We start from the raw sequence: 26,318 nt of genomic DNA, 5'->3' as shown, positions 1-26,318 counted from the left end.
AGGTGGAGAGGCCCGGCGGCGGGCAAGGGCCGTCGTCACCGCCGCCGGGCCGGTCTGCCCGGAGGGTCAGCAGGCGCCGAGGTCCTGCCACACCCCCCATTCACCGGTGGTGCCGGGCTCCTCGCCCCGCGTCCACCACTTGGCCTTCCAGGCGTGCCCGCCGTGGGAGACCGTGCTGCCGCCGCCGTACGCCTCGCCCGCGTCCCAGGCGGGGTCCGCGCACTGGCCGGGGCCGCCCGTCCCGGTCGGGGTCGGGGTCGGCGTGGGCGTCGGGTCCGGGGTCCCCGACCCCGGGTCCACCACCGTGGTCCCGCGGGCCAGGTCGCCCTCGAGGGCGTAGGTCTTCCCGCCGAAGGTCACCGTCCAGTTCGACGGTGTGGACACCGGCAGGTAGTACACGAAGTCGAGGTCGACCGAGGCCCCGGGCGCCAGCGACTGCCAGGACGGCAGCTTCAGCGAGACGCGGTGGAAGTCGCCCTTCAGCCCGCCCACGTTGTCGCCGGTGTGGTCGCTGCGGATCGCCGAGGTGCCCCAGCCGGACTGGTCCTTGGCGTTGGCGGGCGCGGAGGTGCCGTAGTCGAACCGGAACTCCGTGCCGCCGGGCAGCGTGGTCCGGGTGTTGTTGGTGACGGTCAGCTTGGGGCTGATCGGGTAGTTGGAGTCGCCCAGCGGGAACTGCCCGAACGCCACGTCGATGTCGAGCGCCTCGGTGGGCAGGTCGACGGTCGTGCGCGTGGCACCGTACGGGGCGGCCGACTTGAACTTCTCGTACATCGCGGTGGTCAGTGTCGAGCCCGGCTCGTACTGCCCGGTGGCCGCGTTCCAGTCGTAGTCGCCCGCGAGCTCCCACACCATCGTGCCGCCGATGCCTCGGTCGACGACGTAGTCGGCCTTGGTGTTCACCGACTGCTCGTCCTCGGTGGACAGGAACACCTTCCTCTCGGCGTTCCACAGCCAGGGCGCGACCAGCGTGGAGTCGTACTTGCGCGCGTACGTGCCGGTCAGCCGGGTGTCGGCGGGGAAGCCGTAGTCGGTGATGTAGTCGCCGACGACGCCCTTCTCGAGGTTCTTGGCGTGCCACATCGGGTTGGAGCCGGCCGGTGACTCCTTGCCGTCGGTGTCCAGGTCGTGCCAGAGGTTGTCGATGCCGGTGGCGCCGTCACCGCACTTGGTCAGGCCGGACCCGGCCGGGCACTCGGTGGACGGTGCCCTGCCCCACAGCCCGTCGGTGCCACCGGTGACGTTCTTGAAGCCGCGGGTGTAGTACGGCAGACCGATGTTGATCCGGCCGGCCGGCATCGAGCCGCGGAAGTAGTGGTAGGCCCAGTCGGTGTTGAGGTAGCCGGTCCCGCCGTACTGGGAGGTGGTGTACACGCCCGCGGCGGCCAGCTCGGCGTCCTTGCCGTCGTCGAAGAGCGAGGCGTTGGGGCCGACGTACTCGTTCCAGGCGCCGTGCAGGTCGTACGACATGATGTTCACGTAGTCCAGGTACTTCTGGACCTGGAACGTCTCCATGCCGCGCAGCAGATAGCCCGAGGACGGGGCCGCCACCGTCAGCATGTAGTGCTTCCCGTCGGCGGCGCCCGCGCGGTCGAGCTTCTCGCGGAGCGTCTTCATCAGGACGCCGTAGCCCTCGACCAGGCCGGCCCGGCGGCCGTTGGCGATCGATCGGTCGAGTGGGTTGCCCGCGTCCTTCATCGTGGTCGGGTACTCGTAGTCGATGTCGACGCCGTTGAAGCCGTACTTCCGGATGAAGTCGACCGCCGAGTCGGCGAAGGTGTCGATACCGGCCTCGTTGACCGAGCCGTCGGCGTTGGTGGCCATCGAGTAGAAGCCGCCGGAGTCCACCCGGTCGCCGTTCTCGTCGAAATGGCCGCCGGTCTCGGCCCAGCCGCCGACCGAGATCAGCGTCTTCACCTCGGGGTGCTGCTTCTTGAACTTGTTCAGCAGATTGAAGTGGCCCTGGTAGGGCAGCTCCGGGTCCATCTCGGCCCCGGCCACCCCCGGCCAGGTCATCCCGGTCGCGGGGTTGTCCGCGCCGTCGTTGCCGACGGAGAGCCTGTTGCCCGAGTCGACGTGCGCAAAGGCGTAGTTGATATGGGTGATCTTGTCCCAGGGGATGTCCTTGGCGAGGTAGGCGGGCCTGCCGTCCCTGCCCGTGCGCCAGCCGGTGAAGTAGCCGATCACCCGGCGCTGGTGGTCGGCGCCCATCTTCTCCCGGCCGGCGGAGTCGTAGACGGAGCAGTAGGGGACATCGACACCGGGGGTCTTGAAGAGGCCGTCGGGGCGACAGGACTCCTGGTCGGCGGCGTGCGAGACGGTCGCCGGGAGGCCGGCGAGCACCAGGCCGGCGGCCGCCGCGGCGGCCGCGAGAAACGCGGCGGGTCCGGCTCTGCGGCCGGATCTGGGGCGTGACGGGGAAGGCACGGTCGGTTCCTCTCCACGAAGTTGCGCAGACAGTAGAGAGGACTAGACCAGTGCGTCAATAGGTATGGACCAATCATGGAGAGGTGGCAAGAGGGTTTGTGCACGGGCCAGTTGGTCCGGCGGTGACACGTGCGGGAGGAGTGCGCACACGGGCGGGCCGCGCGACGGTACGGGCGTCAGGCCGGCGGGGCGTACAGGCGGTGAGGGCGGCGGGCGTACTGTGAGCCACTCCACACCTCCTGCCCGTATGGGTGCCGATCAGGCGTGGCACACTTGCCCTGTACCAGAAGCAGCGCACTCCGGGGTCGGTGAAAGTCCGAACCGGCGGTTACAGTCCGCGACCCGGTCGCCTCCAGCGGCCGGTTGACCAGGTGAAATTCCTGGACCGACGGTTAAAGTCCGGATGGGAGGCAGTGCGCGGCGGGCGGGCACACGTGCACGCCGCCGTACCCGTACGTCCATGGGATCCTCCATGGGGCGTCCGGCATCCGGCGCCGTCGTCCTCGTGGGTCCCCACCCGCTCTCTTCTGTCGTTCGTCGACAGCCCCGGAGTCCGTGCCCGAAGAGGCAGGAGGACCCGGGAAGTGTTCACCGGAATCGTCGAAGAGCTGGGCGAGGTCACCGCCGTCGAGACCCTCGACGACGCCTGCCGCTTCCGGCTGCGCGGCCCCGTCGTCACCGAGGGCGCGAAGCACGGCGACTCCATCGCCGTCAACGGCGTCTGCCTCACCGTCGTCGACCACGAGGGCGACGAGTTCACCGCCGACGTGATGGCCGAGACCCTCCATCGCTCCAGCCTCGGCGCCCTCACCGTCGGCTCCCGCGTCAATCTGGAACGCCCCACCGCCGTGGGGGCACGCCTCGGCGGGCACATCGTCCAGGGCCACGTCGACGGCACCGGCACCGTGCTGGAGCGCACCCCGTCCGAGCACTGGGAGATCGTGAGGGTCTCGCTCCCGTCGGACCTCGCCCGCTACGTGGTCGAGAAGGGCTCCATCACCGTCGACGGCATCAGCCTCACCGTGGTCGAGGCCGGCTCCGACCACTTCACCGTCAGCCTGATCCCGACGACGCTCGCGCTGACCACGCTCGGCGTCAAGCAGCCCGGTGACCCGGTCAACCTCGAGGTCGACGTCATCGCCAAGTACGTCGAGCGGCTGCTGGCCGGTCAGGAGGCCGGCCGGTGAACTGGCTGAACTCCGAGGCGTTCACCGTCCTCGGCCAGCACATCAGGTGGTCGGACATGATCGGCAACGTGATCGGTCTGCTCGCCCTCGCGCTCGGCTGGCGGCGCTCGATCTGGACCTGGCCGGCCCAGTTCGTCTCCGGTCTCATCCTGTTCGCGGCCTTCGCCACCGCCCATCTCTCCGGCAGCGCAGGCAAGCAGATCGTCGTCATGGCCGTCGCCGCCTACGGCTTCCGGCAGTGGAACCGCGGCCGGCGGCAGGCGCAGGACGGCTCCGTCGCCGTCCGGTTCGCCACCTGGCGCGAGCGCGCAGTGCTGGCCGGCGCCGCCGCGCTCGGCACCCTCGCCGTGGGCGGCCTGTTCACCGCCTACCCGACCCTGTCCTGGGACCCCTGGCCGGACGCGTACATATTCGTCGGCACCGTCGTCGCCATGTACGCCCAGGCCCGCGGCATGGTCGAGTTCTGGTTCGCCTGGCTGCTCGTCGACCTCGTCGGCGTCCCGCTGAACTTCGCCAACGGCTTCGCCTTCTCCGGCTTCGTCTACATCCTCTACGGCGCGCTGGTCCTGTGGGGCATGCGCGACTGGTGGCTGCGCTCCCGCAGGGCCGCGCAGCCCGTCCCGGAAGGAGCCCCCGCATGACTGCGGCAACCATCCTCTACAGCACCGACGGCCCCGAGGACCTCATGCTCGACCCCGTCGAACAGGCCATCGCCGACATCGCCGCCGGCCGCCCCGTCGTGGTCGTCGACGACGAGAACCGCGAGAACGAGGGCGACCTCGTCATCGCCGCCGAGAAGGCGACGGAGGAGATCGTCGCCTTCATGATGAGCGAGTGCCGCGGCCTGATCTGCGCCCCCATGGAGGGCGCCGAACTGGACCGGCTGCAGCTGCCCCAGATGGTCCAGGACAACACCGAGTCGATGAAGACCGCCTTCACCGTCTCCGTGGACGCCTCCGCCGCGCACGGCGTGACCACAGGCATCTCGGCGTCCGACCGCGCCACCACCCTCCAGCTCCTGGCGAGCGGCACCGCCGAGCCGACCGACCTGGTCCGCCCCGGTCATGTCTTCCCGCTGCGCGCCCGGACCGGCGGTGTCCTCGTCCGCAACGGCCACACCGAGGCCGCCGTCGACCTCGCCCGCCTCGCGGGACTGCGCCCGGCCGGCGCCATCGTCGAGATCGCCGGGGAGGACGGCCGGATGCTGCGGCTGCCCGAACTGGTCCCGTTCGCCCGCAAGCACGGCCTGACGATCATCTCCATCGAGGACCTGATCGCCTACCGCCGCAGCGCGGAGCCCACCGTCCGGCGCGAGGCAGAGGTCCGTCTGCCCACCGCACACGGCACCTTCACCGCGTACGGCTACCGTTCCACCGCCGACGGCGTCGAGCACGTCGCCCTCGTCCACGGCGAGATCGGCGACGGCACCGACGTCGTGGTCCGTGTCCACTCCGAGTGCCTCACCGGCGATGTCTTCGGCTCCCAGCGCTGCGACTGCGGCCCCCAGCTGGACGCCTCCCTCGCCCGTATCCAGGCGGAGGGCCGGGGCGTGGTCGTCTATCTGCGCGGGCACGAGGGGCGCGGCATCGGGCTGATGTCCAAGCTGCGCGCCTACGAACTCCAGGAGCGCGGCCGGGACACCCTGGACGCCAACCTGGAGCTCGGCCTGCCCGCCGACGCCCGCGACTACGCCGCCGGCGCCCGGATCCTCAGCGACCTCGGGGTGCGCACCGTCCGCCTGATGACCAACAACCCCGACAAGTCCGACGCGCTCGCCCGGCACGGTATCCACGTCGTCCGGCGCGAACCCATGCCCGTCCAGGTGGGCGAGCACAACCTGCGGTACCTGCGCACCAAGCGGGACCGGATGGGACACGACCTGCCCTGGCTGGACACCACCGCCGTGTCCGCCTGCGGCAACCAGTGAGCAGCAGGTCAGCAGGCAGTAGGCAAGGCAGCAGGACAGCAAGACAGAAGACAGAAAGACAAGCGAGGAGAGACGTGAGCGGCAAGGGCGCACCGGACCTGTCCGTACGCAATGTGGGCGACCTCAGGGTCGCCGTCATCGCGGCACAGTGGCACGAGAAGGTGATGGACGGACTGGTCGACGGCGCGCTGCGCGCCCTGCACGACCTCGGCATCGACGAGCCGACCCTGCTCAGGGTCCCCGGCAGCTGGGAGCTCCCGGTCGTCGCCAAGGTCCTGGCCGAGCGCGGCTACGACGCGATCGTCGCACTCGGCGTCGTCATCCGCGGCGGCACTCCCCACTTCGACTATGTGTGCCAGGGCGTCACCCAGGGCCTCACCCAGGTCTCGGTCGACACCGGCGTCCCCGTCGGCTTCGGCGTCCTCACCTGCGACACCGAGGTGCAGGCCCTGGACCGGGCGGGCCTCCCGGGCTCCGCCGAGGACAAGGGCCACGAGGCGGTCACCGCCGCCGTGGCCACCGCGGCCACGCTCCGCTCGGTATCCGAACCCTGGCGCTGAACGGCCACGGGGAGCGCGTAGGGTAAGGACCACCATGTCCAAGAAGACGTTCGAGGAGCTGTTCACCGAGCTCCAGCACAAGGCCGCCCAGGGCGACCCCGCCACCTCCCGCACCGCCGAACTGGTGGACAAGGGAGTCCATGCCATCGGCAAGAAGGTCGTCGAGGAGGCCGCCGAGGTCTGGATGGCCGCCGAGTACGAGGGCAAGGAGGCGGCGGCCGAGGAGATCTCGCAGCTGCTGTACCACGTCCAGGTGATGATGGTCGCCCGCGGCATCAGCCTCGACGACGTCTACGCCCACCTGTAACCGCACGACAGCTCAGTACACCCCCTTGACGCAAAGGAAGCCGACCTCATGCTGCGCATCGCCGTCCCCAACAAGGGTTCACTGTCCGGCCCTGCGGCGGAGATGCTGCATGAGGCCGGCTACCAGCAGCGCCGCGAGTCCAAGGAACTGCGCATCGTCGACCCGGAGAACGACGTCGAGTTCTTCTACCTGCGCCCCCGGGACATCGCGATCTACGTCTCATCCGGCCGGCTCGACATCGGCATCACGGGACGCGACCTGCTGATCGACTCGGGTGCGGACGCCGAGGAGATCCTCCCGCTCGGCTTCGCCCGCTCCACCTTCCGCTACGCCGGCAAGCCGGGCACCGCGGACGGCGTCGCGGACCTGAAGGGCAGGACGGTCGCCACCTCCTACGAGGGGATCGTCGCCAAGCACCTGGCCGACAGCGGCATCGACGCCTCCGTCGTCCACCTCGACGGCGCCGTGGAGACCGCCATCGAGCTCGGCGTCGCCCAGGTCATCGCGGACGTCGTGGAGACCGGCACCTCGCTGCGCAACGCGGGCCTGGAGGTCTTCGGCGAGCCGATCATGACCTCCGAGGCGGTGGTGATCCGGCGCACCGGCGCGGACCCCGAGGAAGCCAAGGTGCAGCAGTTCCTGCGCCGCCTCCAGGGCGTCCTGGTGGCCCGGACGTACGTGATGATGGACTACGACTGCCGGGTCGAGCAGCTGGAGAAGGCCGTCGCGCTCACCCCGGGCCTGGAGTCCCCCACCGTCTCCCCGCTGCACAACGAGGGCTGGGTCGCCGTGCGTGCCATGGTCCCGTCCAAGGAGGCCCAGCGGATCATGGACGACCTGTACCACATCGGCGCCCGCGCCATCCTGACCACCGCCATCCACGCCTGCCGTCTCTGAGCGCCCGACGCCCCACGACCAGCGCCCGACGATTGGTGAGATCCCCGGCCATGTCCGACCTGCCCGAGCCGCCCGCGCTGCCCGTCACCTTCCGGCCGGGCCGCACCCGGGCTGTGCTGTACTCCGCCGCCGTCGCCTGCTTCGCGGCGATCACCGCGGTCGCGGTGCTGCTGGAGCGGCTCGGGCCGGGGGAGCGGCTCAGCTTCGTGCTGACCGCCCTCCTGCTGGACGCGGTGCTGCTCGTGCTGGCCCGGCCCAAGGTCGTCGCCGACGAGTCCGGCGTCACCGTCGTCAACCTCACCAGCAGGCGGCGCCTGGAGTGGGCGGAGATCGTCCGGGTGAACCTGCGCCCCGGCGACCCATGGGTGTTCCTGGACCTCAGCGACGGCACCAGCCTGCCCGCGCTCGGCATCCAGCCCGGCATCGCCAAGCAGCGCGCCATCGCCGACGCGCGCGCCCTGCGCGCGCTCGCGGACGCCCGCTCGGCCGCGGGCCCCGAGCCGCATCAGGGCTGATCCGGGCCGCGCCGACGGCCGGCCGGGGGAATCCCGAGGTCCCGATCGGGGCCGTGCATCCTGCCGCGGACGGCCCGGGCACGCTTAATCTGGGGGCGGCGCCGCAGACCTCGCGGCTCCGCCCCTGTCGCTCCGCCCGGAGCACAGGGGTTCCTGCTACCCGAGGAGTGACTCCCTCCGGCGATGGACGGATCGTCCTGCAGTACCTGCGCCGCCCCCGGTCGTGACACGACACAGGCGGCGGCCTCATGACCCTCTCCCTGCTGCTCCTGGCAGCCGCCTTCCTGCTGATCCTCGCCAACGGCTTCTTCGTCGCCGCCGAATTCGGCCTCGTGACCGTCGACCGCCCGGACGCCGAGCGGGCCGCCGCGGCCGGCGACCGCCGCGCCCGCCGGGTGGTCGCCGCCCTCAGGGAGCTGTCCTTCCAGCTCTCCGGCACCCAGCTCGGCATCACCCTCACCTCGCTCGCCGTCGGCATGCTCGCCCAGCCGGCCCTGGCCCGCCTCCTCGACGCACCGATCACCGCGACCGGCGTCCCCGGGCGTGCCGTCCCGATGATCGCGGTGGCCGTCGGCATGCTGCTGGCCTCGGCCGTGCAGATGGTGGTCGGCGAACTGGTGCCCAAGAACTGGGCGGTGTCCCGGCCACTGCAGGTGGCCCGGTTCGTGGCCGGCCCGCAGCAGGTCTTCGCCCGGCTGTTCCGCCCGGTGATCGCCGCGCTGAACGCGGTCGCCAACCGTCTGGTGCGGGCCCTCGGCGTGGAGCCCGCGGAGGAACTGGCCTCCGCCCGCACCCCCGCCGAGCTGGTCTCCCTGGCCCGGCACTCCGCCCGGGCCGGCGCCCTGGAACAGGACACCGCGGATCTGTTCGTCCGGACCCTGTCGCTCGGCGAACTGACCGCCCAGCACGTCATGACCCCCCGGGTGAGGGTCAGCGCCCTGCAGGCCTCGGCCACCGCCGCGGACGTCGTCAACCTGACCCGCGCCACCGGCCTGTCCCGCTTCCCGGTGTACCGGGAGCGGATCGACGAGATCGCCGGCATGGTCCACCTCAAGGACGCCCTCGCGGTCCCCGCGCACCGGCGGCTGCGCACCCCCGTCGCCCGGATCGCCCGTCCGGCCCTGCTCGTCCCCGAGACCCTGCCGGTACGGCCGCTGCTGACCCGGCTGCGCAGCGCGCAGCCCATCGCAGTCGTGGTCGACGAGTACGGCGGTACCGCCGGCGTCGTCACCCTGGAGGACATCGTCGAGGAACTGGTCGGCGAGGTCCGCGACGAGCACGACGACGTGCTGGACACCGCCCCCGAACTCGCCGCCGCCCCGCCGGACGACGGCCGGCCCGCCTGGGAGGCCGACGGAGGCTGCCGCGTCGACGCCCTGCGCGGCATCGGCCTGGAGGTGCCCGACGGCCCGTACGACACGGTCGCCGGGCTGGTCGCGGACCTGCTCGGCCGGATCCCGGCCGTCGGCGACCGCGCGGAGCTGCCCGGCTGGCGGCTGTCCGTCCACCGGGTCGGCCACTACCGCGCCGAGCGGGTCCGGTTGGTGCGCACCGCTCCGGTCCCGGTGCTGGAGGCCGCCCGGTGAGCGCCCTCCAACTCGTGCTCGCGGCGCTGCTCGTGCTCGCCAACGGCTTCTTCGTCGGCGCCGAGTTCGCGCTGGTCTCCGTGCGCCGCAGCCAGGTCGAACCGCTCGGCACCGCCCGCGCCCGCCAGGTGCTGTACGGGCTGGAGCGGCTGCCGCAGATGATGGCCGCCGCGCAGTTCGGCATCACCGTGTGCTCGCTGACGCTCGGCGCACTCGCCGAGCCCACGGTCGCCGGGCTCCTGGAGCCGGTCTTCGCACGGCTCCACCTCCCGCACGGCCTGATCCACCCGCTCGGCTACGTCATCGCACTCGCCGTGGTGGTCTTCTGCCACCTCGTCATCGGCGAGATGGTCCCGAAGAACCTCGCGATGGCCGCCCCCGAGAAGGCCGCGCTGTGGCTCAGCCCCGGCCTGGTCGCCTTCGCCCGGCTGTGCCGGCCCGTCACCGTCGGCCTCGGGGCCTGCGCCCGGGGCGTGCTGCGGCTGTTCCGGGTCGAGCCCAAGGACGAGGTGGCGGCCGTCTTCACCAGTGAACAGCTCAACCGCCTGGTCGAGGACGCGGGCCAGGCCGGGCTCCTCGACCCCGAGGAGCAGGAGCGTCTCGAGGACGCCCTGGAACTGGGCTCCCGCCCGGTGACGGACGTCCTGCTGCCGGGCGCGTCCCTGGTGACGGTCGGGCCGTCGGTGACACCCGGGCAGATCGTGGAGCTGACCGCCCGCACCGGGTACTCCCGCTTCCCCGTCGCCGCGGAGGGCGGTGCCTTCCTGGGCTATCTGCATGTGAAGGACGTACTGGACCTGGAGGACTCCGACCGGCCCGTGCCCCAGCGGATCTGGCGCCCCATGACGACGCTCCGACCCGACCTGCCCCTCGACGACGCCCTCACCGTCCTGCGGCGCGCGGCCACCCACCTGGCCCAGGTGACGGACCCCTCCGGAAGAACCCTGGGCCTGGTCACCCTGGAGGACGTGCTGGAACTTCTGGTGGGAGAGGTCAGAGACCCCGCGCACACGTAGCCGCGGGCAGCCGCCGACGCAGTCCGCGACACCCGCGGACCGCCGGCACCCGTACCGGTGCAGAAGAGCCGGTGCCACCGGGCAGGGCCGCACACCCCCGGAGGGCCGGCCTCACACTCCCGGAGGGTCCTGCGGCCCCCGCCCCGACAACACCTCCCCGTACGCCTGCATCAGATCATTCAGCCGCAGTGTCGCCAGATCGTCCCGCGTCAGCGCGCCGGGATACACGGACAACCGCAGATCCCGGTACGCACAGCTCTTCTCGTACAGCGTCCGCAGGAACCGCCCGTTGCCCAGTTCGTCGATCCACCCCTGGTGGACGACGTGCCCGGCGATCGACCGCAGCTCCTCGAGCGCCTCCTCGTCCCATACGTCACCGTTCTCCGCGGCGAGCACCTCGCCGATCGCGGTCAGCTCCGGCGGCCGGTACGAGGGGAAGTCCACGCGCGTGGTGAAGCGGGAGGACAGCCCGGGGTTTGCGGCCAGCAGCCGGTCCATGCCCTCGGGATAGCCGGCCAGGATCACCACCAGGTGGTCCCGGTTGTCCTCCGCCCGCTTCAGCAGCACCTGCAGGGCCTCGTCGCCGTACGCGTCGCCCTTGCCGTAACCGGAGTTGGACAGCGAGTAGGCCTCGTCGACGAAGAGCACCCCGCCCAGCGCGGAGTCGATCAGCTCGTTGGCCTTCACGGCGGTCTGGCCGAGGTACTCGCCGACCAGGTCCGCCCGCTGTGCCTCCACCAGGTGGTCGCCGCCGAGCAGACCGAGCGCGTAGAAGACCCGGCCCAGGATGCGGGCCACGGTGGTCTTACCTGTGCCGGACGGGCCGGAGAAGACGAAGTGCCGCTTGGGCGGCTGCACCGGAAGGCCCTGGCCGGCCCGCAACCGCGCCATGTTCAGCTGCGCCGACAACGCCTTGACCTGCCGTTTCACCGGCTCCAGACCCACCATGCGCTCGAGCTCGGTGAGCGCCTCCTCCAGCAGCGCGGGGTCGGTGGGCCCGGTCGGCAGGGACGGCTCCGGGGCGCCGGACCGCTCGCGCACCGAGGGCCCCGTCATCGGCACCACCGACACCGGTGGCGGATCGGTCAGCTTCAGGTCCCGCCCCTCGGTGCCGAACAGCGGATCCAGGCCGTCCGGTGCGGCGTCCACCCCGTCCTGTCCGGCTCCGGTCAGCGTGAGCGCCGCGAGGTCGCCCGGATCCTCGTACCCGTCGCCCTCGGCGATCGCCGCGAGCCGGGCCGAGGTGTCCATGAAGGCGGGGTCGACGCGGTGGACGGCCCGGTACAGGGGGAGCGCTGCGGCGCTGCGGCCGGTGCCCTCGTGGGCGCGGGCCAGCCAGTAGCGCAGCTCCTTGCGCTGCGGCTGCTCACTGCGGCACCGCATCAGGGCCGCCGACAGCAGCGGCTCGGCCTGCCCGTACATCTCCAGCCGGACCCGGGCCATACCGCCGAACAGTCCGGCCTCGATACCCAGCATGGGATCGCACAGCAGCGGGTCGGTGTGCCGGACGAGCTGCTCCCAGTCCTTGACGAGATAGGCGCGGCAGGCGTGCAGGAACCGGACCTGGGCGTCGGTGTCGACCGGCGGCAGCCCGGCCAGGGCCCGGTCCAGCTCCGGGACATGCCGGCCGTCCAGCCAGTGGGAGGCGTGCGCCAGCAGCAGATCGCGGGAGCTCTCCAGCACCGGCTGTACCCACCAGCCCAGCCAGTACCAGGAGTTGAGGGTGCGGCGATGGCGGGAGCGCTGCTCGCCGAAGCGGTCCCGGTGCCGGAACATCCGCAGCAGCGCGGTGGTCGTGTCCACCCGCAGCGCGTGCAGCCCCAGCCAGCCGTCGGCCATTCCGGGGTCGACCCGCACCGCGGCCCGGAACTCCTCCTCCGCCTGCGGATAGGCGCCCATGGTGTAGGCGTCCACGCCGCGCAGCCAGGCGAGGTCGGCCGGGGCGGGCGGGCTGTGCGTGCCGAAGTCCATCACATCCCCCACAGAACCGTGTCCCCGTCGGTCGCGTCCTCGGTCCAACCGGTGTACCGCGGACCGGAGTTGCCAGGTGCGCACGGCGCTCTGCAGGTCGCACCGAGGGCATCGTACCCGCGGGGGTCGTCCCTCCGAAGGGGGCCGTGAGCGGCCTTCGGGCCGGCCGGGGCGGAGGCGGAGCACGCCGTACGGTGACCGTGGGTGAGCGTCGGGGACCGAGCGGGGGCCGGAAAAGGTGACGGGGACAGAACGAAGCCCCCGATCACGGGGGAACAACCGGGGGCTTCGCGTCCTTCGGCGGCGCTCAAGGCCGCACATTGAGAACGTAAGACCTGTACGGCCCCTGGGTCAAGCCGAGTTGGACGGCTCCGGAAAGTTGCCCCAGGGAATCTTCACAGGGTCAGCACATTGCCGATGTCCTGTCACTCTGGGTGAGTCCGAGGCCGGTCCGTGTCCCTGCCACCGGGCCCCTCCAGCACCTCGTACCCCTCCGGGCGCTGCCGCACCAGCAGGTCCGCATGGGGGCGCGAGGGATCCCCGGCGAAGTGTGTCCGCTCGGCCGGTACCCACCGGTCCCAGAACTCCCGCTGCTCCTCGCCGTCCCGCGCCCGGCCGCGCGCCCACGCCTCCTCGGCCGGCAGCTCCATCCACAGCAGCGCGGCCAGATACGGGCGCAGGGCACGGCGGCCCGCGCCGACGCCCTCCAGCAGGACCACCGGGGCGGGCGGCAGCGGGCGCGGCTGCCCGAAGCGGCGGGCCCGCCAGTCGTAGGGGGCGTAGTGCGCGGTCTCGCCCCGGCTCAGCGGCTCCAGGACCTGGCTGTGCAGCCGCCCGGTCCAGCCGAACAGCTCCGTGTGACTGGCTATGTCGTCCAGCCGCACGACCGGCGCGCCGCCCAGCGACTCGGCCAACCGCCGGGCGAACGTGGACTTTCCGGAGCCGGCGTGCCCGTCGACACCGATCAGGCGCACCGGTCCGCAGGACGGCGGCAGACGGCGGAACCGGGAGGCGAGGAGGTGGATGGCGGATCCTGGAGCGGCGGAGGGCGGGCGGGTCGGTCGCGCAGCACTCTAGCCGTGCTGTGCGACTCCGCCCGTGCGGCAGCCCCCGACCGGGCGCGGGGCGCCGTGCCCGCCGGGCCGCGGAGCGGCGCCCCCGCGTCCCCGCAGAGCGGGCGCCCCACATCCCCCGCGGCGCCAGTGGTCAATACCAATGTTGCTGGCGTGGCGTGCGTGGAAGTGCTGGCCGGGGCGGCCCGGCGGCGGCCATAGTTGGCGCAACCACCGTGCACAGCCCGCCCCGACTCGGACCCCGGGAGTCATCCGCCCATGAGCAGAGCCGAACAGCCGTCCCGCAGAACCGTCCTGGCCGCCGTGGCCGCCACCGCCGTGGCCGCACCCGCTGTGGCCGGCGGTGCGGCTCCCGCCGTCGCCGCACCCGGCGGGTCCAGCGCATCCGGCGCCACCGGCGAGAGCGGCTCCCGGCGGCGCCGCCCCGCCGGCCAGGTCGACCACCGGGCCTGGGCCTCCTTCCGCGACTGGCGCTCCGGCACCGCCCAGGGCACCCGGGCCGTCCCCGGCCGCCGGCCGGGCATCGCGATCGCCGCGCCCGCGGGCACCCTGGATTACACCGACCCGCACACCGGCACCACCGCGCCCTGGGAGTACGCGGTCTGGACCTCGCCCGTCCACCGGCTCGCCGTGCCCGCCACCGAGGTCATCGCGTCCTGGAACGCCGAGACCCCGGCCGGCACCTGGATCCAGGTGGAACTCAGGGGGACCTACTCCGACGGCACGGACACGCCCTGGTACGTGATGGGCCGCTGGGCCGCCGGTGACCAGGACATCCGCCGCACCTCGGTGGACGGCCAGGGCGACGGCAGAAGCAGCGTGTGGACCGACACCTTCGCCATCGACGACGCCGCCACCGGGCTGCGCCTGGTCGCCTGCCGGCTGCGGCTGACCCTGCACCGCCGGCCCGGCACCGGTGCCACCCCGGTCGTCAGGCGGCTCGGCGCGATGGGCTCCGACATCCCCGACCGCTTCACCGTTCCTGCCTCCGTTCCGCGCCTCGCCCGGGAGCTGGTCGTCCCGCGCTACTCGCAGGAGATCCACAAGGGCCGGTACCCCGAGTACGACAACGGCGGCGAGGCCTGGTGCAGCCCCACCTCCTCGCAGATGATCATCGAGTACTGGGGCGGCCGGCTCACCGAGGAGCAGCTGGCCTGGGTCGACCCCTCGTACGACGACCCGCAGGTGTGCCACGCCGCGCGGTACACCTTCGACCACGAGTACGCCGGCTGCGGCAACTGGCCGTTCAACGCGGCCTATGCCGCCACGTTCCGGGGCCTGCAGAGTGTGGTCACCCGTCTCGGCTCCCTCACCGACCTGGAGCGGCTGATCGCGGCCGGTATCCCGGTGATCACGTCCCAGTCGTTCCTGGAGGAGGAACTGACCGGCGCCGGGTACGGCACCTCCGGCCATCTCATGACGGTGATCGGCTTCACCGCCGACGGCGACGTGATCGCCAACGACCCGGCCTCACCCGGCAACGAGGCGGTGCGACGGGTCTACCGGCGGCGGGAGTGGGAGAACATCTGGCTGCGCACCAAGCGGTACAACGCCTCCGGCAAGGTGGTCTCCGGCACCGGCGGCGTCTGCTACCTCTACTTCCCGGCGCACCCGAGCCTGCGCCAGCGTCTGGCGCTCGCGGCGGTGGGCGTGCGCTGAGCCTTCCGTACCCGTGGGCCCGACCTGCCATACTGCGGATGTCCCGCCGCACGCAGCAGACCAGGGTCTGAATTGAATATCAGTCAACAGCGTCCGCCGTCCGACCGTCCCCGAGCGCGCGGTACCGGGCGCTCGCTGGCGCGCCGCGCCGAACTCATCGCGATCGGGCGCAGGCTGTTCGCCGACACCTCCTACGACGCGCTCTCGATGGACGACATCGCACGGCAGGCGCGCGTCGCCAAGGGGCTGATCTACTACTACTTCGAGTCCAAGCGCGGCTACTACCTGGCGATCATCCAGGAATCCGTGGACGAGCTGGTGACCACCGCGGCGAGCGGCCCGGAGCGGCCCCAGGTGGAGCGGGTGCATCGCACGATCGACGGCTACCTGCGCTACGCCGAGCAGAACCAGGCCGCCTACCGCACCATCGTCAGCGGCGGCGTCGGCTTCGACGCCGAGGTGCATGCCGTTCGGGACGGCGTGCGCGAGGCCATCGTGGCAACCATCGCCCAGGGCGCGTACGGCCGCGCGGACATCTCGCCGCTGGCCCGGATGGGGCTGCTCGCCTGGGTGTGCAGCGTGGAGGGTGCCGCCCTGGACTGGATCGGCCGCCCCGGACTGTCCCGCGAGACGATGTGCGAACTGCTGGTGAAGACGCTCGGCGGCGCCCTGCGTGCCATCGAGGAACTGGACCCGGCCCACCCCGCACCGCCCCCTGCTCGCCGCGACGGCTGACGAGCGGAGCGGGCTCCGGCCGTGCGACCCGAGGGGCGGCGCGGTGCGGACCGGAGCGCAGTGGTCCGGACCAATTTCGGGTGCCGGGGAACGGCCCGATAAATTCTTTGGAGTAAGCGATCGTTAACAAGTGACACGCCCTGGGGGATCGGGCATACTCACAGCGCAGAGCCGCTGGTCAGCAGCTTCCGTGACCCGGAAGCGCCCGTTCGGCCAGGCCCAGAACGTCCCGGCGGAGTCGTCCACCCACGGCGCACGTCCGCCGATGTGCCCGACAGGGAGGAGAGCGTCGCCATGCCCGACCGCGCCCAGCAGCCGGTGGAGCGTCAACTGCCCACGGACGAGGCCCGGGATCTGATCTCGCTCGTCCGTGACATCGCCCAGCGCGAGATCGCACCGAAGGCGGCCGAGGAGGAGGACGCCGGGCACTTCCCGCGCGAGGTCTTCACCCTGCTGTCGGACTCCGGTCTGCTCGGCCTGCCCTACGACTCCGAGTACGGCGGCGGCGACCAGCCGTACGAGGTGTACCTCCAGGTCCTCGAGGAGCTGGCCGCCGTCCGGCTCACCGTCGGCCTCGGCGTCAGCGTGCACACCCTGGCCTCCTACGGTCTCGCCGCCTACGGCACCAAGGAGCAGCAGGCCGAGCATCTGCCCGCGATGCTCGGCGGCGGTCTGCTCGGCGGCTACTGCCTCTCCGAGCCCGCCTCCGGCTCGGACGCCGCCTCGCTGCGCACCAGGGCCGTGCGCGACGGCGACCACTGGGTGATCACCGGCACCAAGGCGTGGATCACGCACGGCGGCATCGCCGACTTCTACACCGTCATGGCGCGCACGGGCGAGGAGGGCCCCCGCGGGATCACCGCCTTCCTGGTCCCCGGCGACGCCGAGGGGCTGAGCGCGGCGACGCCCGAGAAGAAGATGGGGATGAAGGGCTCGCCCACCGCCCAGATCCACCTGGACGGCGTCCGCGTTCCCGACACCCGGCGTCTCGGCGACGAGGGCCAGGGCTTCGGCATCGCCCTGTCGGCGCTGGACTCCGGGCGTCTCGGGATCGCCGCCTGTGCGATCGGCGTGGCCCAGGCGGCGCTGGACGAGGCGGTCTCCTACGCGGGCGAGCGGCGGCAGTTCGGGCGGCCCATCGCCGACTTCCAGGGGCTGCGCTTCATGCTCGCCGACATGGCGACCCGGATCGAGGCCGGCCGCGCCCTGTATCTGGCGGCGGCCCGGCTGCGCGACGCCGGCCGGCCGTTCGCCAAGCAGGCCGCGATGGCCAAGCTGCACTGCACCGACACCGCGATGCGGGTGACCACGGACGCCGTGCAGGTCCTCGGCGGCTACGGCTACACCGCCGACTTCCCGGCCGAGCGGTACATGCGCGAGGCTAAGGTCCTGCAGATCGTCGAGGGGACCAACCAGATCCAGCGGATGGTCATCGCCCGTCACCTAGTGGGTCCCGAGGAACGGTGAAGTCGCCGAGCCCGTGCGGGGGCGCCGCGAGCCTGGCCCACTCGGGGTCGTGCCGCCCCGGCAGGGTACGGCCGCGGTCGGCCCAGGTCCGCATCAGCTCACGGTAGATCGGCGGGTCCGGAAGGTGCGGCGGCACCGCCGGTGCCGCTCCTGCGGGCGCCGGGACGAAGACGCGACGCCGCCGCCCGGCCACCGGATGCGTGGGGGTCATACCAGGGCAACGCGGGGGACTGCGGACAGGTCACCGGCCCGGGGAATCGCCCCTGCGTTCGCGGGAGTACCTGCCCGCACCGGGTACGACCCGGCCCCCGAGGGGCCGGGCTGCCACGGAAGCGGGCGGCGTCGCCCGTACGACGGGCGCTCAGGCGGCCTGGCGCCGCATCTCCGGCACCCGCATCGGACGCGAGCCCGGGCCGCCGACGTGGGAGAACGGCTGCATCCGCCAGTCCAGCCCCTGAGGGAGCGTCAACAGCAGGGCGGTGTCCTGCTCCTGGGGGCGGAACGACTCGTCGGCGGGGCGGGCCTCGGTGGCCCTGCGGCCCGTACCGGCGCAGACCGTCAGGCCGAACGGGTTCCACGGCGAGGCGCACAGCGCATGCTCCGGGAGGATCTCCTCGTCCGCCAGAAGAGCGATGGGCTGCGCGCAGTCCGGGCAGATCACCCGGTACATCTCGAAGGTGTCGTAGGCGTCGAACTCCTCGTCGTCGAGGGCGTCGGGTTCGACGCCCTCCGGCTCGGGCTCGACGACCGGCTGCTGCCGCTTGGGTGCGGTACGACCGGGGCGCTGAAGACTCTGCATGGATTTCTCCCCCTCGGGCTGGGCCGTGAAGGCGCTGCGGCCTCGACCACAGCAAGCACTTCCCGTCCGCTCACGGCGGTAATCACGAGAACATCACGGAGACTGTTCGAGTGATGTGTCGTTCGTCACATGCCGATCGCAGATGCCCCATCGGGCGCCGGCCGGCGCCGCCGCGGTATCCGCGGAGATCACCGGCACTGTAGGTTCTTGCGCCATGGAGGAGCTGGACCGACAGATCGTGCAGCTGCTCGTCAGGGACGGGCGGATGAGCTACACCGACCTGGGCAAGGCCACGGGCCTGTCCACGTCGGCCGTGCACCAGCGGGTGCGCCGGCTGGAGCAGCGCGGCGTCATCCGCGGCTACGCCGCCGTCGTCGACCCCGAGGCCGTCGGGCTGCCGATGACCGCTTTCATCTCGGTGAAACCCTTCGACCCCAGCGCCCCGGACGACATCGCGGACCGGCTGGCCGGGGTCCCCGAGATCGAGGCCTGCCACAGCGTGGCGGGCGACGAGAACTACATCCTCAAGGTGCGTGTGGCCACCCCGCACGAACTCGAGGAACTGCTCGCCCGGGTGCGTTCCCTGGCCGGGGTGTCGACCCGGACCACCGTGGTGCTCTCGACGCCGTACGAGGCCCGTCCGCCGCGCGTCTGACCCGGCTCGCGAGCCCCGCGCCCGACGCCCGGGTGCCGCGCGTCCGGGGGTCCTGCGGTGGCATCGGCCGGGCCTGCCTGCCGGGCGCGCCGGACCGGGGGCGAGACTGGTGCCCATGACTGAGTGCACCGCCCCGTCCGAGACCCTCCTGCTGCGCCGCGGCGAGGTCCACAGTCCCGCCGACCCCTTCGCGACGGCGATGGTCGTCGAGCGCGGCCAGGTCGCCTGGGTCGGTTCCGAGGGTGCCGCGGACGCCTTCGCGGACGGCGTGGACGAGGTGGTCGACCTGGAGGGCGCCCTGGTCACCCCCGCGTTCACCGACGCTCATGTGCACACCACCTCCACCGGCCTCGCCCTGACCGGCCTCGATCTCACCGGCGCCGCCTCGCGCGAGGACGCGCTGGCACTGGTACGGGAGTTCGCCGCCGCCCGGCCGGGCGACCGGGTCCTGCTCGGCCACGGCTGGGACGCGGCCCGCTGGGCCGACGGCCGTCCGCCGACGCGCACCGAGCTCGACGCGGCGTCCGGTGGCCGCCCGCTCTACCTCAGCCGGATCGACGTCCACTCCGCGGTCGTCACCTCGGCCCTGCTCGACCTGGTCCCCGGTGGGGTCACCCGCACGGACGCCCCGCTGACCGCCGACGCCCACCACGCGGTGCGCGCCGCGGCGCTCGCCGCCGTCACCACCGCCCAGCGCACCGAGGCGCAGCGCGCCGCGCTCGCCCGTGCCGCCGCTCTGGGGATCGGCACCGTCCACGAGTGCGCGGGCCCGGAGATCTCCTCCGAGGGCGACTTCACCGGCCTGCTGCGGCTGGCCGCCGAGGAGTCCGGGCCGCGCGTCCTCGGCTACTGGGCCGAGCGGGACGCGGACCGCGCCCGGGAACTGGGTGCGATCGGGGCCGCCGGCGATCTCTTCGTGGACGGCGCCCTGGGCTCGCACACCGCCTGCCTGCACCGCCCGTACGCCGACGCCGACCACACCGGCACCGCCTACCTGGACGCCGACGACGTCGCCGCACACGTCCTGGCCTGCACCGAGGGAGGCCTCCAGGCGGGCTTCCACGCCATCGGCGATGCCGCGGTCACCCGGGTGGTCGAGGGTGTGCGCGCCGCCGCCGAGAAGGCCGGCCTGGCCCGGATCCGTGCCGCCCGCCATCGCGTGGAGCACGCCGAGATGCTCACCCCCGAGACCATCGCCGCCTTCGCCGAACTCGGCCTGACCGCCTCCGTGCAGCCCGCCTTCGACGCGCTGTGGGGCGGCGAGGAAGGCATGTACGCCCGGCGGCTCGGTGCGGAGCGGGCCCGTACCCTCAACCCCTACGCCGCCCTGCTGCGCGCCGGTGTGCCGCTCGCCTTCGGCTCCGACAGCCCGGTCACCCCTCTCGACCCGTGGGGCACCGTCCGGGCCGCCGCGTTCCACCGGACACCGGAGCACCGCGTCTCCGTGCGCGCCGCGTTCACCGCGCACACCCGCGGCGGCTGGCGCGCGGTCGGCCGCGACGACGCGGGAGTGCTGGTGCCGGGCGCGCCCGCCGACTATGCGGTGTGGCGCACCGGCGAACTGGTGGTCCAGGCCCCCGACGACCGGGTGGCGCGCTGGTCGACCGACCCCCGCTCCGGCACCCCGGGCCTGCCGGATCTCTCCCCGGGCGGGGAGCTGCCGGTCTGCCTGCGCACCGTGGTCGGCGGACGGACGATCTTCGTACGGCCGGGCGAGTGATCCACACGTCCGACGGGGCGACGATCTTCTGCGCCGGCTGTGTCGCACCACCTGCGCGTCCTCGCCGCTGACCAGGGCTTTGATTCAAGAGCCGCAGGTCAAACGGCTGTTGACAGGCGGCGGCCGAGGGCCGGTAGGTTCGGCCGAGTCCACCACCGGACGCCCGACCGGGGAACCTCCGCGCACCGTCGCGGCGCCGCTGGGTCAGGGACGGTGTGCCGCACCGGGGCACCGTCACTGGGAGCCAGGCTCAGCGCTCGCGCCGTGGCAGGGGAATGTTCCGGCCGGTCGGGAGGTGTGACCCGGGTGGGGCCCGGGCGCTCAGTAGACAACGGCTCTCGGTCGATCCGCAGCCAGCGGGTCCCAGGTCGGCCCGAAGGGCGCCGGGCCCCCATCCGCAGAGCACAGCGCCCACGGTCCGGGGCCCGGTGGTCCGGAGCCCGGTGGTCCGAAAACAGCACGCCTACCCACGTCTCGCGGAACCGACACCACCTTTCGTACGTCCCGTCACGTCATCGCAGGCCGCGGCCACTATGGTGGACCCCTGCGGATGGAAGCGAAGGGGCAGCAGTGAACGACGGCGACGGGACGCGCGCGGCATCGGGCCAGGAGAGACGGTTCGGTCCGCTCGGCACGGCCCTGGTGATCATCCCGACCTACAACGAGGCCGAGAACATCAAGGCGATCGTCGGCCGGGTGCGCAAGGCCGTCCCGGACGCGCACGTGCTCGTCGCCGACGACAACAGCCCGGACGGCACCGGCAAGCTCGCCGACGAACTGTCCGCCGAGGACGACCACGTCCATGTGCTGCACCGCAAGGGCAAGGAGGGTCTCGGCGCCGCCTATCTCGCGGGCTTCCGCTGGGGTCTGGAGCGCGACTACGGCGTGCTGATCGAGATGGACGCCGACGGCTCCCACCAGCCCGAGGAACTGCCCCGGCTGCTCACCGCGCTCAAGGGCGCCGACCTCGTCCTCGGCTCCCGCTGGGTGCCCGGCGGCCGGGTGGTCAACTGGCCCCGGTCCCGCGAGTTCATCTCCCGCGGCGGCAGCCTCTATTCGCGCCTCGCCCTGGACCTCCCGCTGCGCGACATCACGGGCGGCTACCGCGCCTTCCGCCGGGAGACGCTGCTGGGCCTGGGCCTGACCGAGGTCGCCTCCCAGGGCTACTGCTTCCAGGTGGATCTCGCGCGCCGCGCGGTCAAGGCCGGCTACCACGTCGTCGAGGTGCCCATCACCTTCGTCGAGCGCGAGCTCGGCGACTCCAAGATGAGCCGGGACATCCTCGTCGAGGCGCTGTGGCGGGTCACGGCCTGGGGCGTGGGGGAGCGGGTCGGCAAGATCCTCGACCGGGACCGGCCCGAGAGGTCCGACCGGCCCGGTCGGCCTGAACGATCCGAGCGGCCCGAGCGGCAGGCCGGGCCCGCCGACGCCGCGCAGCAGCCTCCGCGGCAGCCGGAGAAGCCTTGATCCCTCGCCGGTCCCGGACCGGCCCGGGGCCAGGCACACTGGGAACATGACGACTGGAGCTCAGACCCCCAGGAATCCCGCCCGGCCCCGGCGCTCCCGGCTGCGCACCTTCCTGCCACTGGGCGTCGCCGCCTGGCTGGTGCTGGAGATCTGGCTGCTGACGGTGGTCGCGGCGCAGACCAGCGGACTCGTGGTCCTCCTGATCCTGCTGGCCGGGCTGGTCCTCGGCTCCGTGGTCATCAAGCGGGCCGGGCGCCGCGCCTTCCGCAGCCTCACCGAGACCCTGCAACAGCAGCAGTCGACCGGCGTGCCCGTGGCCCGTCCCGGCAGCGAGGGCAACGGCCTGACGATGCTCGGCGGTCTGCTGCTGATCATCCCCGGCCTGATATCGGACGCGCTGGGCCTGCTCCTCCTGCTGCCGCCGGTCCAGAAGACGGTGAGCCGCACGGCGCAGCGCACCGTGGAGCGCAAGCTCCGCCAGGCCGGCCCGGGCGGCCTGGGCGACGCCTACCGTCAGGCCAGGATGCACCGCCCCGACGGCAAGGTGGTCCAGGGCGAGGTCATCCGGGACCAGGACTCCGGGGACGCTCCGCAGGACCCGCGCCCGCCCCTGACGCACTGAGCGCGCGGGAACCCCGGACGCGCGGGAACCCGGGACGCGCGGGAACCCGGGACGCGTCGTGCTCCGGTGCGGGCGCGCAGGTCGGCCGGGAGTGCGCATGCCTCACGTGCACGCATGACAAGACCGCGGGCGCCGTACCTGACGTACGGCGCCCGCGGTCACTGACGTGCGCTGAAACCTCGCCCAGGCCCCGCAGGGACTACGCGGACTTCCGGCTGTCCCGCGGATGCACCGCGATGTTCATCGCGCCGGAGCGCAGAACGGCCAGCCGCTCCTCGAGGACCTCTTCGAGCTCCTCGCGGGTGCGCCGCTCCATCAGCATGTCCCAGTGCGTACGCGCAGGCTTGCCCTTCTTCTCCTCCGGACCGTCGCCGTCCACCAGGAGTGCCTGGGCCCCGCAGACCTTGCACTCCCACTCCGGCGGGATCTCCGCCTCTACGGAGAAGGGCATCTCGAACCGGTGCCCCTTCTCGCATGCGTACTCCACGGCCTGGCGCGGGGCCAGGTCGATGCCGCGGTCCGTCTCGTAGCTGGTCACCACGAGGCGCGTGCCGCGAAGAGCTCGCTCACTCATGAATCGTGCCTCCCGGGCTTGTCGCCCACAGGACAGGTGTCGCTGTCGTCGTCATCCGGTCAACGTCCGGTCGGCGGTAAAGATTCCCGTCCCGAGTCCCGTTCCGGGCCATGTGTCGCCGTCGTAGCCGCAGCCTTTGTCAACCAGTGCAGTACCCACAGGCGTCCGGTTTGTCACATCTACTAGGAGATGTCACCCAACGCTTCGGCACCTTTGACGCGCAGTAACGGTACGCCTGGCAGGCCAAACGCGTACACTACAGCCCTTTCGCGCAGAGTGCTAAATCTTCTCCGGCACCGGATTGCCCGCGTCGCCGATCGCGCGCCGCACCGGCACCCGGGCGAGCAGCACGAAACCGAGCGCGAAGAACGCCACCAGCGAGATGATCGCGTCCCGGTAGCTTCCGGTCAGCTGGTAGGTGAGCCCGAACAGCAGCGGGCCCAGCCAGCTCATGCCGCGGTCGCTCAGCTCGTACGCGGAGAAGTACTCGGCCTCCTTGCCGGGCGGGACGAGATGCGAGAACAGCGAGCGGGACAGGGCCTGGCTGCCGCCGAGGACCAGCCCGATCGAGGCGGCCAGCACGAAGAACCACACCGGCGCCCCGGCCGGCAGGAAGTACCCGGCCGCCAGGGTGAGGGTCCAGGCGGCCAGCGAACCCAGGATGGTGCGCTTCGCCCCGTAGGTCCGGGCCAGCCGGCCGAGCAGCAGCGCGCCCGCCACCGCCAGCACCTGCACCAGCAGCACTGCCGTGATCAGCGTGGACTGCCCCAGCCCCAGTTCCTCGGAGCCGTACACCGAGGCCTGGGAGATCACCGTCTGGATGCCGTCGTTGTAGATCAGGTACGCCAGCAGGAAGGCCAGCGTCAGCGGGTGGCGGCGCATGTCGCGGATGGTCGCCGCGAGCTGCCGCCAGCCGGGCGCGGTGGCCGCCGCCCCCCGCGCGGGGGCCCGTCGGTCGCGCAGCCGGCGCAGCGGTACCAGGGCGAACAGGCCCCACCAGAGTCCGGCCGAGGCCAGGCAGATGCGGACCGCGGCGCTCTCCGTCAGCCCGAAGGAGTCGTGGGCGGTGTAGAGGACCAGGTTGGCCACCAGCATCAGGGCGCCGGCCGCGTAGCCGAACGCCCAGCCGCGGGAGGAGACCGCGTCGCGTTCCTCGGGTGTGGCGATCTGCGGCAGATAGGAGTTGTAGAGCATCATCGCCACCGACTGCGCCGCGTTGGCCACGATCAGCAGGAACCCGCCGAGCAGATAGCGGTCGCCGTCCAGGAGGAACATGCCGGTCGTGGCGGCGGCCCCGGTGTACGCGGCGGCGGCGAGCAGCGGCTTCTTGCGGCCCGTGCGGTCGGCGGCGGCTCCCACCAGGGGCATCGCCAGCACGGCCACGATCACCGACAGGGACACCGAGTACGCGAAGAACGACCCGGCGCGCACCGGGATGCCCAGCGGATGGACAAATCCGTCCGCGTCGGCCGCCGACTTGGCGACCGCCGTCAGATAGGGCCCCAGGAACACGGTGAGCACGCTCGTCGAATAGACCGAGCATGCCCAGTCGTAGAAGTACCAGCCGCGCTGCTCGCGCCGCCGCTCGGCGGCGGCGCCGTCCCCCGCGTCCCGCCGCACGGTGCCGATGCCCACCCTGCGCCCTCGCTTCCCCGTGAACGCGCGACGTCCCCGGGCCCGGGCCCCGGGTCAGACCCAGACGCCCCGGTCCTCCATGACCTTGCGCAACGTGTCGATGTGATCGGTCATGATGCCATCCACGCCCAGGTCCAGGAGCCGGTGCATCCGGTCCGGGTCGTTCACGGTCCACACGTGGACCTGCAGCCCGCGCGCGTGGGCGGTGCGGACGAAGCGGTGGTCCACCACCTGGATGCCCGACTGCGTCTCCGGCACCTGCGCGGCCACCGCCGAGCGGCGCAGCGCGGCCGGCACCCCCCAGGAGCGCAGCCGCAGATTGAGCACGCCCCGGGTGCCGTACGAGGTGGCCAGTCGTGGCCCGGCCAGCCGCTGGGCACGGACCACGCGGGCCTCGGAGAACGAGCCGAGGCAGATCCGGTCCCAGGTGTCCGTCCGCTCGATCAGCTCCAGGAAGGGCAGCAGTGCGGGCTCCGCCTTGACGTCGACGTTCCAGCGGACCTCGGGGAAGGCCTCCAGCAGATCCTCGAAGAGGGGTACCGGCTCCACGCCGGCCACGCGCGCGTGCCGCACGTCCGCCCAGCGCAGGTCGGCGATTCGGCCAGCGCCGTCCGTCATCCGGTCCAGCGTCGCGTCGTGGAAGGCGACGAGCCTGCCGTCCCGGGTCGCGTGGACGTCGGTCTCGATGTACCGGTATCCCGCCTCGACCGCCCGTCGGAACTGGCGCAGTGTGTTCTCCAGGCCGTCGGCGTCCCCGCCCCGGTGGGCGAAGGGGATGGGTCCGGGGTGGTCGAGGTAGGGGTGGCGTATCCGCGTGGTCACCTGCGCAGTATCGCGCGCCGGGGTTGCCCCGCGGCAACCACCGTGCTGCCGCCGGATGCCGCGGGGACGGCGAACACCCGCAGGAACGCCTGTGCGAGCGGGCCGATCGACACGGCGTACAGCAGGGTGCCCGCTCCGACCGTGCCGCCGAGGACGAAGCCCGTGGCCACGACGGTGATCTCGATGGCGGTGCGCACCAGGCGCACCGACACACCGGTGCTCCGGTGCAGTCCCGTCATCAGCCCGTCGCGCGGACCCGGCCCGAACCGCGCGGCGATGTACAGACCGGTCGCCGCCCCGTTGAGGACGATTCCCGCCGTCATCAGCAGCACCCTCGCCGGCAGCGCGTGGACGTCGGGCACCACGGCCAGCGTCGCGTCCATCGCGGCGCCGATCACCAGGACGTTGGAGACCGTGCCGAGACCCGGCCGCTGGCGCAGCGGGATCCACAGCAGCAGCACGGCGGCACCGACGAGCGTGAGCACCAGGCCCATCGACAGTCCGGTCAGCTCCGCAAGGCCCTGGTGCAGCACGTTCCAGGGCTCCAGTCCGAGTCCCGAGCGGACCAGCAGCGCCGAACTCGCCCCGTACAGCGCCAGACCGCCGTAGAGCTGGGTCAGCCGCCGGACGAGATGCCGTCCGGTACGGCGTCGGGTGTGGCTGGTCTGCTCGGACACGACGGGCCCCCCTGAGGTGG

General features: G+C 72.4%; 25 protein-coding genes and 1 riboswitch. Of the genes, 16 read left to right on the top strand and 9 right to left on the bottom strand.

The features are described from left to right. Window positions 1-66 precede the first annotated feature (66 nt). A complete protein-coding gene (locus V5O46_RS22370; RefSeq protein ID WP_332886448.1) occupies window positions 67-2,427 on the bottom strand; it encodes a chitinase C-terminal domain-containing protein in 2,361 nt (786 codons plus the stop codon). A gap of 290 nt (window positions 2,428-2,717) precedes the next feature. Next, a riboswitch (FMN riboswitch) is annotated at window positions 2,718-2,848 on the top strand. A 163-nt stretch (window positions 2,849-3,011) separates the two neighbouring features. On the opposite strand from V5O46_RS22370, the gene V5O46_RS22365 reads away from it, so the two are divergent. The 9 genes from V5O46_RS22365 to V5O46_RS22325 all read left to right on the top strand — a co-directional run bounded on the left by V5O46_RS22365 (window position 3,012) and on the right by V5O46_RS22325 (window position 10,422). Further along, entirely contained in the window at window positions 3,012-3,614 is a 603-nt protein-coding gene (locus V5O46_RS22365) for a riboflavin synthase (RefSeq protein WP_332886447.1), read from the top strand. After that, complete coding sequence (locus V5O46_RS22360; RefSeq protein ID WP_332886446.1) at window positions 3,611-4,255, top strand: nicotinamide mononucleotide transporter family protein; 645 nt, start codon at window positions 3,611-3,613, stop codon at window positions 4,253-4,255. Before V5O46_RS22365 ends, V5O46_RS22360 begins: the two co-directional genes overlap by 4 nt. Then, window positions 4,252-5,541 carry a bifunctional 3,4-dihydroxy-2-butanone-4-phosphate synthase/GTP cyclohydrolase II gene (locus tag V5O46_RS22355; RefSeq protein WP_332886445.1) on the top strand — a complete coding sequence of 430 codons (1,290 nt, stop codon included), beginning with the start codon at window positions 4,252-4,254 and terminating at the stop codon, window positions 5,539-5,541. Before V5O46_RS22360 ends, V5O46_RS22355 begins: the two co-directional genes overlap by 4 nt. A gap of 74 nt (window positions 5,542-5,615) precedes the next feature. After that, entirely contained in the window at window positions 5,616-6,101 is a 486-nt protein-coding gene (ribH, locus tag V5O46_RS22350; RefSeq protein WP_332886444.1) for a 6,7-dimethyl-8-ribityllumazine synthase, read from the top strand. 34 nt (window positions 6,102-6,135) lie between these two features. Then, window positions 6,136-6,408, top strand: coding sequence for a phosphoribosyl-ATP diphosphatase (locus tag V5O46_RS22345; protein WP_332886443.1), 273 nt, complete (start codon window positions 6,136-6,138; stop codon window positions 6,406-6,408). A 48-nt stretch (window positions 6,409-6,456) separates the two neighbouring features. Then, the gene (hisG, locus tag V5O46_RS22340) at window positions 6,457-7,305 is read left to right on the top strand and encodes an ATP phosphoribosyltransferase (protein WP_332886442.1); all 849 of its coding nucleotides are present in this window, start codon (window positions 6,457-6,459) and stop codon (window positions 7,303-7,305) included. Between the two features lie 50 nt (window positions 7,306-7,355). After that, on the top strand, window positions 7,356-7,820 hold the full coding sequence (locus V5O46_RS22335) for a PH domain-containing protein (protein WP_332886441.1): 465 nt from the start codon (window positions 7,356-7,358) through the stop codon (window positions 7,818-7,820). Between the two features lie 248 nt (window positions 7,821-8,068). Continuing rightward, complete coding sequence (locus V5O46_RS22330; RefSeq protein WP_332886440.1) at window positions 8,069-9,406, top strand: hemolysin family protein; 1,338 nt, start codon at window positions 8,069-8,071, stop codon at window positions 9,404-9,406. Next, window positions 9,403-10,422 (top strand): hemolysin family protein, encoded by a 1,020-nt coding sequence (locus tag V5O46_RS22325; RefSeq protein ID WP_332886439.1) that lies wholly within the window; start codon window positions 9,403-9,405, stop codon window positions 10,420-10,422. The genes V5O46_RS22330 and V5O46_RS22325 overlap by 4 nt, the downstream gene beginning before the upstream one ends. A 111-nt stretch (window positions 10,423-10,533) precedes the next feature. On the opposite strand, the gene V5O46_RS22320 is transcribed toward V5O46_RS22325, so the two are convergent. Both V5O46_RS22320 and V5O46_RS22315 read right to left on the bottom strand, forming a co-directional pair. Continuing rightward, window positions 10,534-12,393, bottom strand: a complete 1,860-nt coding sequence (locus tag V5O46_RS22320; RefSeq protein ID WP_332886438.1) for an AAA family ATPase — start codon at window positions 12,391-12,393, stop codon at window positions 10,534-10,536. Window positions 12,394-12,818: 425 nt separating this feature from the next. Further along, window positions 12,819-13,418: a uridine kinase family protein gene (locus V5O46_RS22315; protein ID WP_332886484.1), complete on the bottom strand. Its 600-nt coding sequence runs from the start codon at window positions 13,416-13,418 to the stop codon at window positions 12,819-12,821. A 306-nt stretch (window positions 13,419-13,724) separates the two neighbouring features. Between V5O46_RS22315 and V5O46_RS22310 the strand changes: the two genes are divergently transcribed. From V5O46_RS22310 to V5O46_RS22300, 3 genes are all read left to right on the top strand, one after another. Next, entirely contained in the window at window positions 13,725-15,125 is a 1,401-nt protein-coding gene (locus tag V5O46_RS22310; RefSeq protein ID WP_332886437.1) for a peptidase C39 family protein, read from the top strand. A gap of 72 nt (window positions 15,126-15,197) precedes the next feature. Then, entirely contained in the window at window positions 15,198-15,860 is a 663-nt protein-coding gene (locus V5O46_RS22305) for a TetR/AcrR family transcriptional regulator (RefSeq protein WP_332886436.1), read from the top strand. A gap of 294 nt (window positions 15,861-16,154) precedes the next feature. Next, on the top strand, window positions 16,155-17,327 hold the full coding sequence (locus V5O46_RS22300) for an acyl-CoA dehydrogenase family protein (protein ID WP_332886435.1): 1,173 nt from the start codon (window positions 16,155-16,157) through the stop codon (window positions 17,325-17,327). On the opposite strand, the gene V5O46_RS31985 is transcribed toward V5O46_RS22300, so the two are convergent. Both V5O46_RS31985 and V5O46_RS22295 read right to left on the bottom strand, forming a co-directional pair. Then, window positions 17,290-17,538, bottom strand: a complete 249-nt coding sequence (locus V5O46_RS31985) for a hypothetical protein (RefSeq protein WP_408649037.1) — start codon at window positions 17,536-17,538, stop codon at window positions 17,290-17,292. The two genes, V5O46_RS22300 and V5O46_RS31985, sit on opposite strands and share 38 nt — an antisense overlap. 150 nt (window positions 17,539-17,688) lie before the next feature. Then, window positions 17,689-18,126, bottom strand: coding sequence for a uroporphyrinogen-III synthase (locus tag V5O46_RS22295; RefSeq protein WP_332886434.1), 438 nt, complete (start codon window positions 18,124-18,126; stop codon window positions 17,689-17,691). Window positions 18,127-18,340: 214 nt separating this feature from the next. Here V5O46_RS22295 and V5O46_RS22290 point away from each other — a divergent pair, with 214 nt between their 5' ends. The 4 genes from V5O46_RS22290 to fxsA all read left to right on the top strand — a co-directional run bounded on the left by V5O46_RS22290 (window position 18,341) and on the right by fxsA (window position 22,590). Next, complete coding sequence (locus tag V5O46_RS22290) at window positions 18,341-18,781, top strand: Lrp/AsnC family transcriptional regulator (protein WP_332886433.1); 441 nt, start codon at window positions 18,341-18,343, stop codon at window positions 18,779-18,781. A 115-nt stretch (window positions 18,782-18,896) separates the two neighbouring features. Beyond that, window positions 18,897-20,501 (top strand): amidohydrolase, encoded by a 1,605-nt coding sequence (locus V5O46_RS22285; protein WP_332886432.1) that lies wholly within the window; start codon window positions 18,897-18,899, stop codon window positions 20,499-20,501. 570 nt (window positions 20,502-21,071) lie between these two features. Continuing rightward, the gene (locus V5O46_RS22280) at window positions 21,072-21,968 is read left to right on the top strand and encodes a polyprenol monophosphomannose synthase (RefSeq protein ID WP_332886431.1); all 897 of its coding nucleotides are present in this window, start codon (window positions 21,072-21,074) and stop codon (window positions 21,966-21,968) included. A 46-nt stretch (window positions 21,969-22,014) separates the two neighbouring features. After that, entirely contained in the window at window positions 22,015-22,590 is a 576-nt protein-coding gene (gene fxsA, locus V5O46_RS22275) for an FxsA family membrane protein (RefSeq protein WP_332886430.1), read from the top strand. A gap of 199 nt (window positions 22,591-22,789) precedes the next feature. Here fxsA and V5O46_RS22270 read toward each other — a convergent pair whose 3' ends face one another. From V5O46_RS22270 to yczE, 4 genes are all read right to left on the bottom strand, one after another. Beyond that, on the bottom strand, window positions 22,790-23,164 hold the full coding sequence (locus V5O46_RS22270; RefSeq protein WP_109379407.1) for an RNA polymerase-binding protein RbpA: 375 nt from the start codon (window positions 23,162-23,164) through the stop codon (window positions 22,790-22,792). A gap of 279 nt (window positions 23,165-23,443) precedes the next feature. Then, on the bottom strand, window positions 23,444-24,799 hold the full coding sequence (locus V5O46_RS22265) for an MFS transporter (protein WP_332886429.1): 1,356 nt from the start codon (window positions 24,797-24,799) through the stop codon (window positions 23,444-23,446). A 54-nt stretch (window positions 24,800-24,853) separates the two neighbouring features. Then, window positions 24,854-25,621 (bottom strand): glycerophosphodiester phosphodiesterase, encoded by a 768-nt coding sequence (locus V5O46_RS22260; RefSeq protein WP_332886428.1) that lies wholly within the window; start codon window positions 25,619-25,621, stop codon window positions 24,854-24,856. Then, entirely contained in the window at window positions 25,618-26,298 is a 681-nt protein-coding gene (gene yczE, locus V5O46_RS22255; protein ID WP_332886427.1) for a membrane protein YczE, read from the bottom strand. Before yczE ends, V5O46_RS22260 begins: the two co-directional genes overlap by 4 nt. Window positions 26,299-26,318 lie beyond the last annotated feature (20 nt).

Source organism: Streptomyces poriticola, assembly GCF_036689765.1.
In the GTDB taxonomy this organism is placed as follows: domain Bacteria; phylum Actinomycetota; class Actinomycetes; order Streptomycetales; family Streptomycetaceae; genus Streptomyces; species Streptomyces poriticola.
Note: the sequence above shows the minus strand (reverse complement) of the source record. Positions and strands in the feature narration are given on the sequence as shown.

Excerpts from the sequence above, each read along its gene's own strand:
- V5O46_RS22355 (WP_332886445.1), top strand. The coding sequence starts at position 4,252 with ATGACTGCGGCAACCATCCTCTACAGCACCGACGGCCCCGAGGACCTC.
- V5O46_RS22345 (WP_332886443.1), top strand. The coding sequence starts at position 6,136 with ATGTCCAAGAAGACGTTCGAGGAGCTGTTCACCGAGCTCCAGCACAAG.
- hisG (WP_332886442.1), top strand. The coding sequence starts at position 6,457 with ATGCTGCGCATCGCCGTCCCCAACAAGGGTTCACTGTCCGGCCCTGCG.
- V5O46_RS22335 (WP_332886441.1), top strand. The coding sequence starts at position 7,356 with ATGTCCGACCTGCCCGAGCCGCCCGCGCTGCCCGTCACCTTCCGGCCG.
- V5O46_RS22330 (WP_332886440.1), top strand. The coding sequence starts at position 8,069 with ATGACCCTCTCCCTGCTGCTCCTGGCAGCCGCCTTCCTGCTGATCCTC.
- V5O46_RS22320 (WP_332886438.1), bottom strand. The coding sequence starts at position 12,393 with ATGGACTTCGGCACGCACAGCCCGCCCGCCCCGGCCGACCTCGCCTGG.
- V5O46_RS22310 (WP_332886437.1), top strand. The coding sequence starts at position 13,725 with ATGAGCAGAGCCGAACAGCCGTCCCGCAGAACCGTCCTGGCCGCCGTG.
- V5O46_RS22300 (WP_332886435.1), top strand. The coding sequence starts at position 16,155 with ATGCCCGACCGCGCCCAGCAGCCGGTGGAGCGTCAACTGCCCACGGAC.
- V5O46_RS31985 (WP_408649037.1), bottom strand. The coding sequence starts at position 17,538 with ATGACCCCCACGCATCCGGTGGCCGGGCGGCGGCGTCGCGTCTTCGTC.
- V5O46_RS22295 (WP_332886434.1), bottom strand. The coding sequence starts at position 18,126 with ATGCAGAGTCTTCAGCGCCCCGGTCGTACCGCACCCAAGCGGCAGCAG.
- V5O46_RS22290 (WP_332886433.1), top strand. The coding sequence starts at position 18,341 with ATGGAGGAGCTGGACCGACAGATCGTGCAGCTGCTCGTCAGGGACGGG.
- V5O46_RS22285 (WP_332886432.1), top strand. The coding sequence starts at position 18,897 with ATGACTGAGTGCACCGCCCCGTCCGAGACCCTCCTGCTGCGCCGCGGC.
- fxsA (WP_332886430.1), top strand. The coding sequence starts at position 22,015 with ATGACGACTGGAGCTCAGACCCCCAGGAATCCCGCCCGGCCCCGGCGC.
- V5O46_RS22270 (WP_109379407.1), bottom strand. The coding sequence starts at position 23,164 with ATGAGTGAGCGAGCTCTTCGCGGCACGCGCCTCGTGGTGACCAGCTAC.